Genomic DNA, 13,817 nt, shown 5'->3' on the forward strand with positions numbered 1-13,817 from the left:
TGTTCCGTCACCGAGAGCCGGCAGGCTGCACGGGGCGCGTCGAGAGGCCAACGTGTGGGCCGCCGATTCCATCGGAATCCGTGAGAACGTGATTCGTTCGCTGGGGATGATCGTCTGGTCCGGGTATTCGCCTGGCTTTCTCCACCCTTTGCACCGCATTGCGTTTTGAACTGGAATCGATATAAATCGCGGAAAAGGTGCCGCGACGCATACTCAAGATTGCTCGCAGTCGCGGTAGCGTGTGATGAACGGCAGGATCAAGGTCGGACGGATACGCATCGGTGCGATATGCGCCGCATGCAAAGGCATCAAATATGTCCCACGCAAAAAGCGATAGATCAAGGTTTGCCAGTCGAACCAGTCGTTTCAGAAATGCGAAGCTGACGGCAAGGTCTAACCTGCCGTTGAGGAAGAGCCACGCGATGTCGTGAGCCAACTCATCAACGATATCGCGGGAGGCTCGAAATCTGGAGGCCTCGTCGGTCTCGATGCAATGTTCCGCCGAGCGTCGCGCCGTTTGACATCCACGAATGGCCTTGTGCATGAATGATCCGATTCTGTCGGGGCAGTGGAATTGTCGTCGGAGTGACGGGGGAACGGCTTGTCGTACTGGAGGAGACGCCGGGAGTCTCCCCGGCGAAACTTCGTCATGCTCGTGGCGCACGGCCTGATTGTTCAGCCGCGATCGATCGGAATTTTTCAAAAAATCGAGAATATTTAACGAAATTCCTTCGTCGGGTGACGGCATAAAATGGGCCGCCTGGGTATCGATCATTGAGGGCTGAATCGAACGCCACATCGTGATGTGCGGATGAGTCGTTCAAGGCGAGGCGCGGTTTCGGCTATCGGGAAGGATGGGGGCGACCGTATATCGATCGTATTGACATGACTGGTTCGACGACGACTTTCTGCCCATTCGTGCCGTTTTCAGTGGGCCTGCGCACTCACGTGGCGTTTTCCGGGAGCGGCGGCGGGTTACCGCGGCCGGTTGCCGTGACGGAACGGGAATGAGTCCGCTGTCGTCGCTGCTGCGCGTTGCGCGCGCGCCGGCCGTGTGGGCGCCGGAGTACGCGCGTGCCGCCCGGATCGAATGGGGTGGGGCGCAGGTCACCGTGCGCGATGTGCGGAACTTCAGATATCGCACACGCGACGACTGCATGCCGGCGTACTACGACGCAACGTTCGCGCTCGAATCGGTGATGACGGTCGACCTTGTCGTGTCGCGCTGGACCAACGAAGCGATTGCCCACGCGTTCCTGAGTTTCGGCCTGAGCGGCGGCCGTTATATCGCGATCTCGATCGAGACGCGCCGGCGGCACGGGCAGCGCTACTCGCCGTACAAGGGTTTCTTGCCGCTGTACGACCTCGTATACGTCGTTGCCGACGAGCGGGATTTGATCGGCGTTCGCACCGATGTGCGCCGGGAACGCGTGTACTTGTTCCGTGCGCGCGTCGCGTCCGAGACCGCACGTGCATTGTTTGAGGATTACCTGCGGCGCGTACATGCGCTCGAACGCCATCCGGAGTTCTACAACACGTTGCTCAACAATTGCACGACGAATATTTTGCACCACGTCAGATCGGTTGCCCCTGACGTCGGATACAGCTGGAAGGTGTTGCTGAGTGGTTATGCGGACCGATACGGACATGAGCTCGGCCTGCTCGACGATTCCATACCGTTCGATGCGCTGAAGTCGGCAAGCCTGATTCAGCGCGCTCCCGGCGCGATGATCGATGGCGATTTCTCGGCGGCGATCCGCGCATCGCTACCGCTCGCACGGAACAAATGAACCCATGCCTGGCCACTGGCCTGCGACGACTCGCGCGCACCGTGGCCGGCGACGACGAGGGAGCGGAACATGGTGAGACTGGTCATGCTGTTGCTGGGCGTGGACTATCTGCGCAAGCGCGCGAAAGGAATTGTCTGGATCGGCATCGTATGGGTCATCGCGGGGCTCGTCGTGTTCGTCGATGCGCTCGACGGCGCAATGCACTTTCCGGTCACGCTCTTTGCGTGGTTGTGCCTGCTCGAAGGGGGGGCGACGCTGGCCGTCGCATGGACCGGCGTCGGCGGGCAACGCGCATTGCGCTACGTGAAGGGAGTCGCGGTCGTGGCCGCGTCGATGCTGATCTTTGCCGGGCACCATCACGGCAACCTGATCCTGTCGATGATTTTCGGCGCGTTGTTCCTGGTCGACGGGGCACTGCAGTGCGTATCCGCGTGGATCGTCCGGTATCGTCGCTGGAGGATCGCACTCGGTTGGGGGGCAGTCGAGATCCTGATCGCCGTGTTTTTCTTTCAACCGTACCCGACCCACTACGTGGGCACGTTGCCGTACTGCCTTGGCCTGTTCCTGATCTTCGGCGGCACGAACATGCTGGCGCTGGCGGCCCGCGTGCGGCGTCTCGAACGCAACCCGGCATTCAGTGTGTCACGCTGGTCTGCATTGTTTCCCGACGTCGCATCGGAGGCACGCACGAGCCCGTTCGATCGAACCGAATGGGACGGCCCGCCGGCCGATCACGAGCGTGCGCTGACCGTGCATGTGTGGACGCCGACGGGTTCGTCGAAGGCGCCGGCACAGCATCATCCGGTGGTCGACCGCTACATCGCCGCGGTCGACGTCAACGGCAACATTTCGACCGGGCATGCGGCGCTCGAGTCGCCCGAGGGAATCTACATCAGCCTGTATCCCGCCGCCGAAATCGACCGTTCGCCATCGGAGTTCGGCCGTATCCTGCGCGCAACGCGCGAAAACGACGTGCCCGGCACGTTTCAACCGGACTATGCAACGGAGTCGCGCGCGTGGTGTCCTTCCACGATACGCGTGCGGATCCGCAATTACGATCCGGCGAAGTTGCGCGCGTTCTGGGAGCGTTACCGGATCGATACGACGTACAACCTCACTCACCGCAACTGCTCGAGCACCGTTGCCTATGCGCTCGAGGCGGCGATCGACGGTGCGGTGGGCCGACTGCACGGCGGCAGTACGGGGTGGGGCAGTTTTCTGCGAGTGCTCGTCACGCCCGAACTGTGGGTTGCCGCGCAGATTCGCAAGCGTGCGGTGACGATGGCGTGGACGCCGGGCCTCGCGCTCGACTATGCGCGTGCACTGAGCATGCTGGCCGATCCGCGTCCGTTCGCGTGGTGGAAGGCCGCAGGGGTTGCCGCAAGCCGGCTGTCGCAACAGCGACGTGCATGGCGTGCGCAGGACGCGGGCACCGCGCAATGATGCGGCATACGGATTGCGCTCCGGCCACGCCTGGGAAAAAACATAAAGATTCCGCCGAAATGCGCGCGACTCGCGATGTTCGAATGGCGTGGTGCCGTGACGGCGGTGCGATGCGATTTATCGGCTGTCGTCGTCGCCTGCCGGTACGTGACCCGATAGTCGAAGTTGACGCGGCGTGACGCCGTAGTACCGCTTGATCTGCGTCGTCAGATAGCTCTGGCTGCCGAACCCGCAATCGAGCGCGATCGACAGGATGCTCGTCGACGTATGGCACAGCAGCCAGCGTGCGCGTTCCAGGCGGCGTTCGATCACGTACTGCATCGGTGTACGTGAGAATCGCTCCTTGAACGCCGCGATTGTCGCGTGCTCGCTCAGGCCGGTGTATCGGGCGATGTCGGCAAGGCTGATCGATTTGCCGAGCGAGGCATCGATCCAGCGATTGATGGACGTTTCATAGAGGATGTCCGGACGCTCGCGGATGTTTCGACTGACGTCCTGAGCGCTCGGATTTCGACGGTACGTTGCGCTCGGCGGCTCTCCGAATCGCTGGTGGTACAGGCGAACGAAGCGCAACGACGGCGCAAAGCCGTATGCACGCAGCACGCCGACAAAACCGGTGCCGATATCGACGGCCAGCGCGCGGTGAACGGCGCGAAGACGTGCGTCGAGGATGATGTCCCTCGAATGTTTGCCGGTCAGGCGCCGGATGCCGTTTTCCAGCGTGTTCGTTGCACATCCCAGCGCATAGGCAACCGTGCTGAGCGTTGCCCAGCGTGTCGGGTCGGCTTCGATCGTCGCAACCGCGGTACGCGCGAGGTGTTCGGGCGCGTGGCGATCGCTCAGGACGACGTCGCTGTAGTTGTTCTTGTGGCCGGTCACGACGAGTTTGAGCATGTGCTCGTACAGCGAGCGTATCGCGATATCAGGGGATGGCGACATCAGCATCATTCGACGCAGGCAATCCGCGGACGCGTTCCATTGCGTGGCGAGATCTTTGGCCAGCGGCGACAGGTCGAACTGGATGAGTTCGTCGAGCGGGTGGCCGAGCCAGTGTCCGACAAACTCGTTGACCTCGGTGACATCGAGGATCACGGCAATGTGGTGCAGCCCCTCGGGTCGTGACAGGCACGTTGCGTCGCTCGCGGACGAAACAGGCATCACATCGCCGATGGCGCATTGCGCGACCGAATTCCCGCTCGAGTAAGTCGATCCGCCGTTGATGCACGACGAGAAGAGATAGTTGGGGCGGGGGCCGCCCGACTCAAAATGAAACGGTATTTCGAAATTGCCATCGTAAACCGCGAGCCCGTTCCATTGCTGGCCACTGACAGTGACGTCCCGATTGCTGGCGTGACATGCACGAAAGCGGTTCTCCGTATAGGTCGCCACGAGAAAATCGGAAACCTCATCCGGGTCATTACTGTGAAAGCGATGCGTTTGGATTGGCGATTCACTCATCATGATGGCCAGTTCGAATGTTTTTTCTTGATTGAATATTAATGGGGGTCAATCAGTGTCGGGAGCAATGCGGTTTCCGGCCGACATCGTAGGGAAAAGCCGGTCGCTCGATAAGCTGCCGCGCTGTATACGGGGTATACGACCGGTTATGCCGACTATGCATACGGAACCTGCGTGTGGTGAAACAAGGTGACCGGGCAGAAATGAAAAAAATGAAGGCCCGAACACCTTACACCCGGATGCTTATTTTTTAGAGAAATTCCGTCGATATTCCGGAATAAATAATCTTACAGAGTCAATACAATCGTGTGACCGATGCGGTTTATATCGGACACGTTTCCCTCGGGAAATCCTGAATTATTCGATTGCGAATCGTGCGGCGTTACGCGGCGCAACTGGGTGAAACCGGTTCTTGCATCCGCGTGACAGAGGGGCATGCCTGTCGATAAATGCGGGCGCACGTGCGTGACACCGTCTGAAGAATACAAGCGATGAAAATTCTCTATACCAACTTTCATGGCGGAAATGGTGGTGGGCATGACACCTATATCTATCACCTTGCGGCCGGTCTGGGCCGTCGGTATCGCGTCGCGGTCGCATCGCCGGCCGGCAGTCGCCTGTCACGCATGGTCGATACGCTACCGGGCGTGCGCATCGTCGACATGCAGTTCAAGCCGTGTTGGCGCACATTTCTCCCCGAGTTGGTGCGGCTGCGGCGCCTGATCCAGCAATCCGCGTTCGACATCATCCACGTCAACGGCTCGGCCGATCACCGGCAGGTCATGCTCGCACTCGTGGGCTGTCGCACGCGACCATCGGTCGTTTTTACGAAACACAACACCTATGCGGCCGGCAGCATCGGTAATTTTTTGCGGGCGCGGTTCGCGACGGACACGACGATCGCCGTCAGTGACTACGTCCGGCTGATGCTCGAGCGGCAGTCACCGTACGGCGACATCACGGTAATCAAGCATGGCGTGCAGTTGCCGCCGCATACGGGCGGGCAGGCCGAGATCCGGCGTCGGCGAATCGGGTATTTCGGCGAAGCCGGTGCGGACGCCATCGTGCTCGGCAGCGTCGCCGGCACCGGGCCGCACAAGGGGTGGAGCGATTTGGTCAGCGCGCTTGCGCAATTGCCGGATGCATTGCGCGCGAAGTTTCGCGTGCTGCTTGCAGGCGACTGGCCGTCGAAGGAGCAGCGCGAATTCGTCGCGCATTGCGGCGTGGCCGCGAACGTCGCGTTCGTCGGTCCGACGGATCGGACGCATGACATCCTCGCGACCTGCGACGCATCGTTCGTGCTGTCATATCACGAAAGCCTGTCGTTTGCGTGCCGCGAAGCGATGTCGATGGGCCGTGCCGTGATCGTGACCGATGTCGGCGGCTTGCCGGAGAACGTCGACGACCGGATCGACGGCTGGATCGTTCCGCCGCGATCGCCCGAAGCGATCGCCGCCGTCCTGCGCGAGATTGCCGAACATCCCGAACGTGTTCCCGAGATGGGGCGCGCCGCGCGCGCAAGGAGCGAACGCGAGTTCAGTTTCGCGCGGTTCACCGACGAAACGAGTTCGGTTTACCGCGCGTCGATCCGCGGGACGGCGGTGTCTGCATGACCGGTGTTCCGACGCAGCCACCGGTCACGCCGCAGGAGCGGCCGTTGGCAGAACGCGCCGCGAGCGTCCCGATTCTGATGTATCACCAGATTCGCCCGTTGCCGCCGCATTCGGACGTATTGCGCGGCCTGAGCGTCGATCCGCGCGCGTTTCGGCGCCAGATGCGTGTGCTGAAGGCGCTGGGCTATCGCGGCATGTCGGTCACCGACTTGCAGCGGCGGCTGCCGCAGGCGCGGCGCGAGAGGCTGTTTGCCATCACGTTCGACGACGGTTTTCGCAACGTGGCCGAGCATGCGCTGCCCGTGCTCGATGCGCTCGGCTTTACCGCGACCTGCTACTTCGTGTCGGGCAGGCTGGGCGGCAGCAATGATTGGGATCGCAGGCTCGCGACGGCCGAGGGCGCGTTGATGGATCTCGGCGCGCTGCGCGAATGGCACGCGCACGGGCACGAGGTCGGCGCGCATACCGTCGATCATGTTGTGCTGTCCGACGTGCCTTCACCGGCTGCATGGCGGCAGATCGCGCATTCGAAGGCGCAACTCGAGGATGCGGCCGGATGCCCGATCGTGTCGTTTTGTTATCCGTATGGTGCGCTCGACGCGAACGTGCGGCGACTTGTCATCGAAGCCGGCTTCCAGAACGCAACGACGACCGTGCGCGGACGTGCTGATGCGCGTACCGATCCGTTTCTGCTGCCGCGTATTGCCGTGCCGGGTGGGCGTGGCGTCGCGCGCTTTCTCGGGAGGTTCTTCCGGTGATGCGCGACAGATCCGCCGCAAACGCCGGACGGCTTTGCCGTGCGGGCCTGCTGCATGCAGGGCGCGGCACACCGTCCGGATTCGACGCGGATTGGGTCGCGCGGCCGATAGTGCGCGTGCTGCTGTTCGTCGCGCTGGGAATCGCGTATCTGGCGCCGGGCATCATTGGCCACGACCCGTGGAAACAGGACGAGGCCTACACGTTCGGGATCATTCGGCACATGCTCGATTCCGGCGACTGGATTGTGCCGGCCAACACCGGTACGCCGTTTCTCGAGAAGCCGCCGCTGTACGACTGGGTCGCGGTCGCGTTCGCGCGCCTGCTCGGCGCGATCTTGCCGTTGCATGACGCGGCGCGGCTTGCGAGCGCATTTTTCGCGGCGCTGGCGTTCGGCTTCACCGCGCGTGCGGCGCGCGTGGCAACCGGCTCGACACGCTGGTTCGAGCTGGGCGTGCTCGGTCCCGTCGCGCTGTGCGCCGGGACGCTCGTGGTGCTCAAACACTCGCACGACATGATGACGGACGTTGCGCTGATGGCCGGCGCGGCGATCGGTTTCTGCGGTCTGCTCGAACTTGTCGCGGGGCTCTTGCAAGGCGGCCATGCCGATTACTGGGCGGCCGCGCGGCTGGGCGTCGGCATCGGGATCGCGTTCATGTCGAAGGGCCTGTTCGTGCCGCTCGTGTTCGGCGCGACCCTCGGTGTCGCGCTCGTGCTTTATCCGGCGTGTCGCACGCGTGCCTGCACGCGTGCGCTCGCGATGGCTGCGCTCGTCTGCGCACCGTTCGCGTTGATCTGGCCGACGGCGCTCTATCTGCGTTCGGAAACGCTGTTCGCCGTCTGGTTCTGAGACAACAACGTCGGCCGCTTCTTCGGCTTCTCGGTGCCGATGCTCGGCGCCGAGAACGACAAGCTGCTTTTCATCTGGCGTGCATTGCTGACGGTCGGGTTTCCGGTTGGTCCGCTCGCGGTCGTGGCGATCGCCGGTGGTGTGTTGCGCGGCTGGCGCAATCCGTCGATCGCGCTGCCGGTCGCATTCGCCGCGATCGGGCTGATCGTGCTCCACTTTGCCGCGACGTCGCGGCAACTCTACGTCCTGCCGTTTATCGGGCCGCTGTCGCTCATCGCCGCGCGCAGCGTCGAGCGTATGCCGGCTCGCGTGCATGTCGCGTGGGATTACGCGAGTCGCGGCCTGTTCGGTGCATGTGCGGTGCTGGTGTGGTGCGTCTGGCTTGCGATGACGCACGACACGCTGCCGCGCGACATCTTCGGGTGGTTGGGGGGCTGGCTGCCGCTTGACTGGACGATTCCTCTGCAACCCGCGGCGATCTGCGCGGCGTTCGCGCTGAGCGTCGGCTGGCTCGCCGCGTTGCTGTTGCTGCGCGGAGCGGGCCCGTGGCGTGGTGCGTTGTCTTGGGCCAGCGGCGTGGTGCTCGCCTGGGGCCTTGTCTACACGCTGTTGCTGCCCTGGCTCGACGTAGCGAAAAGTTATCGGTCGGTGTTCGACGACCTGAAGATCCAGCTTGCACGCGAGTGGCGCGCGGGCGATTGCATCGCGAGCCCGGGGCTCGGCGAATCCGAGGCGCCGATGCTCGATTACTTCGCCGGACTCCGCTACGTACCGATGGACGAGCCGCGTGCGCGCGCGTGCCGCTGGCTCGTCGTACAAGGCATGCGCGGTGCGGTGCCGGATCCAGGGGCGTCATGGGCGCCGTTCTGGCATGGCGCGCGCCCCGGCGATACGCGCGAGGCACTCGTCGTTTATCGCGCGGTGAACGGTGAGTGGCCGAGTGCCGGGTCGAATTTGCCGGAGCGCAGATGACGACGCGCAGCGGACGCCGCGGTTGTTGGCTCGCGATACTGGTGATCGGCGCGTTGATGTTGCTCGTCGCGGAACTGATCGGAATCGTTGCTTCGCTCGTCGGTCAGGTGTGAGGGGGCGAGGCGTGATGCGAAGGACAACGGATGAGTACATTTCAGGAGAAAACAATGGGAAAGCGCTGGTGCATGACGTGGAGGCGGATCGGACGGCTGCTCGCGGGTTTCGCGCTGGCCGGATTGATGAGCGCTTGCGGATCGGGAGACGATTCGATAACGGCGACGGCCGAGCGTACGGTGCTCGTTTATCTTGTCGGTTCGGATTTGACATCGGACCTTCAATCCGATCTTGACACGATGACCAAGGCCACGGCCGGTACGAACGTGAATATCCTGGTTACGACCGGCGGCGGAGACCAGGTGCAGAAGGACGTCGACTGGACTCGGACTCAACGTTGGCAGCTCTCGCAGGGGCGGCGAACCAGGCTGGCCGACCTCGGAGGGCAGGACATGGCGGCATCGGCCACGCTGAGCGATTTTCTCGAATGGGGTATCCGGCAGTATCCGGCGAAGCGGGTCGCGGTCATTCTGGGCGATCACGGGGGCGGCCCGAATGGCGGCTTTGGTTATCGGACGACGACGAAGGCCGAGCGCGATGCGGGGGACCTCCCGCGTTTGTCGTTGCGGGACATGACCCAGGCGTTTCAGCGCGCGACCGCGGCCACGGGAAAGCGCTTCGATCTGGTCGGGTTCGACGCATGCCTGATGGCCAGTGTCGAGGTTGCCGCCGCGTTTCGCCCGTATGCGGACTATCTGGTCGCATCCGAGGATCTTGAATTCGGCGGGTGGGATTACGCCAGCGTATTGGGCGGTCTCGTCGCACAGCCTGGTATGAATGCCCGAGACCTGGGAACGCTGATCGTCAACAGCTATGCCGGCTTGCGCGCGGGAGACAATCCGGATTTCACGGTTTCGCTCGTCGACCTGGGGGCGCTGGACAGTGTCATCGGCGTGGCTGACGCACTGGGCCGCGATCTCTATGCCAACGGAAACAGCGTGGAGGACATCGCACGTGCACGCGTCAACGCGCGTTCGTTCGATACCGACTGGACGAGAGTCACCGATATGGTCGATCTGGTGCAGTTTTCAAGGGCGCTCGAGCTTGCGGCGCTGCCGAGGCCGACGGTCGCGAGCAGTGAGGTCGAAAAAGCGCTGAATCAGGCCGTCGTCGTCAAGCGGGCGGGAAGCAACCGGTCGCTGGCGAAAGGATTGACGATTTTCATGCCGGCAGGCGCTGCGTACGACACCGCCGTCATGAAGACATACGACAGCCTGGATTTCAGTACGTCCTACCGGCGTTTTGTCGGCGAATACGGCGCGGCATTGCGGGCGGCGCTCGATGTACTCGTCCAGATCTCGCCGCCAGTCGCGACCGGCGATGATGTTCAGGCTTTCGCGTATTCCCCGAAGCTCTGGCAGGAAGAAGTGCCGATGGCTGCGCTTGAAGACAGCGTCGGGCAAATCGTGGCAGTTCGTCCTATCGGACCGGCGTCACCTGCCACGGCCGGGGATGCGAATTTGGGCGGCGATTTCCGCAAGCTCTCGACCAAATTGTCGGAGCCATGGTACGCGCTCAATGGTTGCATCGTGTCGGTGATTCCGGGCGTAACTGGCGATACCGAAACATCGTTCGTGATCCCGGTATCCTACCGCGAGGAGACGTCCACCACAGAAGTCACCGGCTTCTTGCTGGCGTCGGGAGAGCCGGGTGGTGACATGACTCTGAAGGGGTTCGTGCCGTTACTTGGCACGGCAGTCGGTCATGTGACGCCGATCGGCTCAACGTGGACATTGACGCCGCAGCTTTGGAGGGCTGACCTGTCGGCATGGACCATTCCCGACCCGGAGACTGTCGTATGCAAGGCGGCCGTGGCGCAGGACGGAAGCTGGAAAATCGGAAGGACCGGGAAGCCCGACTCGTATCGATTCCGGTTCGCCGTAGCAGACCTGGCGAACCGCTTGCGTCTGTCTCCCGAGATGTGACGAAGAACCCTGTTCCCCTCGGAGAGGAGCAGGGGCCTGGAACGTCCGGGGCGCGCTCCGGCTCATGTTCGATCTTTCCGATTCGCTCGAAGTACTCGACCCGACCGGCAGTGCGTGCACCGTGCAGCCAGACGACCTGCCGGGCTTGCCGCAGTCGCCGGCAAGCCGTTCGGCGCGATGCCGGAAGCGGTAGCGCCGGCCGATCGGGGTGTTGCGGACGTTGTTTGGGCATTGCTCGCGTGTGAGCAACAACGCGGTGAAGCGGCAGAATGGGCCGGCATCCTGATCGATGCACGACTATCTCGATGCGTGGCGTACTTGAAGCAGGCCACGGGGGACCGGATCGCGCGCGACCCGCGCCGCACCCGTGATGTGCCCATTACGTACCCACTACGCCCGTGCCAGCCGGCGCGCAGCCAGCAGCCCGAGCACGAGCAGCACCGCGACGTAAGCGGCGACGCCCGTCCACGCGCCGTGTTGCCAGAACGTGCCGCCGATCGACCCGAGCACGCTCGACCCGAGATAGTACGCAAGCAGGTACAGCGACGCGGCGTGCCCCTTCGCGGCCCCCGCGAGGTAGCCCACCCAGCCGCTCGCGACCGAGTGGGCAATGAAGAAGCCGATCGTCACGAGCACGATGCCGACGACGATCGCGGCGAGCGAATGCGACAGCGTCAGCGCGAGGCCCGCCGCGAACACGAGCATGCCGCTGACGAGCACAGGTGCGCGTCCGAGACGGTCGGCGAGCGCGCCGGCGCTCGATGACGACACCATCCCGAACAGGTAGGCGCCGAAGATCAGCCCGCACGCGGTCGCACTCAGGTCGAACGGGGCCGCGGTGAGCCGGAAGCCCGCATAGTTGTAGATCGTCACGAACGCGCCCATCACCAGGAAGCCGATCGCGAACACGAACGGGAGCCGCGCGTGACGCAGTTGCTCGCCCCACAGCCGGACGTGATGGCGCAGCGTCAGGTCGGTGCGCTTCACGAAGCGCCGCGACGGCGGCAGCAGCATCACGAACGCGGCCGCCGCGATCAGGTCGACGACACCGATCGTCAGCATCGCCGTGCGCCACGAGAAGTGCTCTTCCAGCATGCTCATGCCGATCCGTCCGACCATGCCGCCGAACGCGGTTCCGCCGACATAGAGCCCCATCGAGAAACCGAGCCCCTCCGACGCGATTTCCTCGGCGAGATACGCCATCGCGACAGCCGGGACGCCGCCCAGCGCGAAACCTTCCAGCGCGCGCCAGACCAGCAGCAGGTTCCAGTCGGGTGACAGCGCGGCGAGCACGTTGAACAGCGCGGCGAGCGTCATCGACGCGAACATCAGCCCGCGCCGCCCGACGCGTTCGGACAGCGCGCCGGCGCACAGAATGGAGATCGCCAGCATCCCGGTCGACAGCGACAGCGAGAGCGAACTCGAGGCCGCGCCGAGGCCGAACTCGCGTGCGAACGCGGGAAGCAGCGGCTGGACGCAGTACAGCAGCGAGAACGTGGAAAAACCGGCAAGGAAGAGCGCCAAAGCGATGCGCTTGTAGGCGGCCGAGCGCGGGGAAACGCCGGCGGGCAGCGCATCGGGCGTGGCCTGTTGCGTGCCGGGCAGGGCACGGGAAAGCGAAGGGGAGGACATGACTGCGCTCGATGTGCGAAGGAACGCCTGAATTCTTGCGCACGGTCATGTATATGTCCAATATATGAAAGTAACCGCAGCGATATGTTTAACCACTGGTTGGTGAACCCACCCGGCACACCGTGAGAGCACGTACTAATGGAACTCCGGCATCTCCGTTATTTTCTGGCCGTGGCGGCCGCGTCGAATTTCACCAAGGCTGCCGAGGCGCTCGGCATCGGGCAGCCGCCGTTGAGCCAGCAGATCAAGGCGCTCGAAAGCGAGCTCGATGTGGAACTGTTCAGGCGGACCGCGCGCGGCGCCGAGCTGACGCTGGCGGGCGAGGTCTTCGCGCAGGAAGCGCGCCGCGTGCTCGACGCCGCCGAGCGTGCGGTGCGCGCGGCAAGGCGGGCCGCGCGCGGGGAAACCGGGCATCTGCGCGTGGGTTTCACCGGGACGGCGGCGTTCAATTCGAAAGTGTCGGACCTGATCCGGCGCTTTCGGGAAGCGTTTCCGGATGCCGAGCTGACGTTGCAGGAGGCCGCGTCGCGGATGCTGCTGGAGGCGCTGGAGGCCGGGCACCTCGACGTCGCGATCGTGCGGCCGGCACGCCGGGCCGCCGCGACGTTGCGGATGCTCGACTGGGACGACGAACCGATGTTCGTCGCGCTGCCCGTTGCGCACCGGCTGGCGCAGCGGCGGCGGATCGATCTGGTGGAGCTGGCTGACGAGTCGTTCGTGCAGGTGCCGAGGGAGGCCGGCGGCGCGCTGTTCGACCATATCGTCGCCGCATGCAATGCAGCCGGGTTCGAGCCGCGCATGGCGCAGCCTGCGCCGCAAATGGCGTCCGCGGTGACGCTGGTTGCGGCCGGGCTCGGCGTGTCGGTCGTGCCGAAGGCGATTACGCAGGTGCAGGTTGCCGGAGTCGTCTATCGGCCGTTGGCGGGGGATGCGTTGCGGGCGCGGCTCGCCATTGCGTCACGATGCGATGAATCGTCGGCGGTGGTCCGGAATTTTCTGATGCTGGCGGGGGAGGATGGGGCGGCGTGAGGGCCGCGGAAACAAAAACCGCGAAGCCATGTGCCGTCGCGTTTTTCGAACATGCTTGAAGAGCGATGATGTTGTATTCGACGGGATGTTGGCCTTTGCATTTGAATGACTTCAATATCGACGAAGAAGTACTTTTGTTAATTGTCGTGCGCTGCCGTCTGCATTCTGTCGGTGTTGATCGCGAGATGAAAATGAAGGATGGATTCTGGAATTTTCAATCGATGATCGTCGTGAC

Annotated in this window: 9 protein-coding genes and 1 pseudogene; 7 read left to right on the top strand and 3 right to left on the bottom strand. The window is 63.5% G+C overall.

Annotation, left to right across the window (positions count from 1 at the left end; genetic code table 11):
- Positions 1-7: 7 nt before the first annotated feature.
- Positions 8-775, bottom strand: coding sequence for a hypothetical protein (locus E9536_RS18585; protein ID WP_136470363.1), 768 nt, complete (start codon positions 773-775; stop codon positions 8-10).
- A gap of 232 nt (positions 776-1,007) precedes the next feature.
- Between E9536_RS18585 and E9536_RS18590 the strand changes: the two genes are divergently transcribed.
- Together E9536_RS18590 and E9536_RS18595 are read left to right on the top strand one after the other, a co-directional pair.
- A complete protein-coding gene (locus E9536_RS18590; protein WP_034195970.1) occupies positions 1,008-1,790 on the top strand; it encodes a DUF4105 domain-containing protein in 783 nt (260 codons plus the stop codon).
- Positions 1,791-1,859: 69 nt separating this feature from the next.
- Positions 1,860-3,233 carry a membrane protein gene (locus E9536_RS18595; RefSeq protein WP_027789645.1) on the top strand — a complete coding sequence of 458 codons (1,374 nt, stop codon included), beginning with the start codon at positions 1,860-1,862 and terminating at the stop codon, positions 3,231-3,233.
- 117 nt (positions 3,234-3,350) lie between these two features.
- Here the strand turns inward: E9536_RS18595 and E9536_RS18600 are convergent, their stop codons facing one another.
- A complete protein-coding gene (locus tag E9536_RS18600) occupies positions 3,351-4,694 on the bottom strand; it encodes a helix-turn-helix domain-containing protein (RefSeq protein WP_136470364.1) in 1,344 nt (447 codons plus the stop codon).
- 488 nt (positions 4,695-5,182) lie between these two features.
- On the opposite strand from E9536_RS18600, the gene E9536_RS18605 reads away from it, so the two are divergent.
- The 4 genes and pseudogenes from E9536_RS18605 (at position 5,183) to E9536_RS18620 (ending at position 10,921) form a co-directional block, all read left to right on the top strand.
- Entirely contained in the window at positions 5,183-6,304 is a 1,122-nt protein-coding gene (locus E9536_RS18605; RefSeq protein WP_136470365.1) for a glycosyltransferase family 4 protein, read from the top strand.
- Between the two features lie 77 nt (positions 6,305-6,381).
- Positions 6,382-7,062, top strand: a complete 681-nt coding sequence (locus E9536_RS18610) for a polysaccharide deacetylase family protein (RefSeq protein WP_247873468.1) — start codon at positions 6,382-6,384, stop codon at positions 7,060-7,062.
- Positions 7,062-8,882: pseudogene (locus tag E9536_RS18615) on the top strand (glycosyl transferase). Before E9536_RS18610 ends, E9536_RS18615 begins: the two are co-directional and overlap by 1 nt.
- 143 nt (positions 8,883-9,025) lie before the next feature.
- Positions 9,026-10,921 carry a clostripain-related cysteine peptidase gene (locus E9536_RS18620; RefSeq protein ID WP_081072854.1) on the top strand — a complete coding sequence of 632 codons (1,896 nt, stop codon included), beginning with the start codon at positions 9,026-9,028 and terminating at the stop codon, positions 10,919-10,921.
- Between the two features lie 390 nt (positions 10,922-11,311).
- On the opposite strand, the gene E9536_RS18625 is transcribed toward E9536_RS18620, so the two are convergent.
- Positions 11,312-12,553, bottom strand: a complete 1,242-nt coding sequence (locus E9536_RS18625; protein ID WP_136470367.1) for an MFS transporter — start codon at positions 12,551-12,553, stop codon at positions 11,312-11,314.
- A 138-nt stretch (positions 12,554-12,691) separates the two neighbouring features.
- Here E9536_RS18625 and E9536_RS18630 point away from each other — a divergent pair, with 138 nt between their 5' ends.
- A complete protein-coding gene (locus tag E9536_RS18630) occupies positions 12,692-13,582 on the top strand; it encodes a LysR substrate-binding domain-containing protein (protein WP_027789638.1) in 891 nt (296 codons plus the stop codon).
- The last annotated feature ends 235 nt before the right edge of the window (positions 13,583-13,817 follow it).

It is taken from the genome of Burkholderia sp. LS-044 (assembly GCF_004803625.1).
Classification (GTDB): Bacteria; Pseudomonadota; Gammaproteobacteria; order Burkholderiales; family Burkholderiaceae; genus Burkholderia; species Burkholderia cepacia.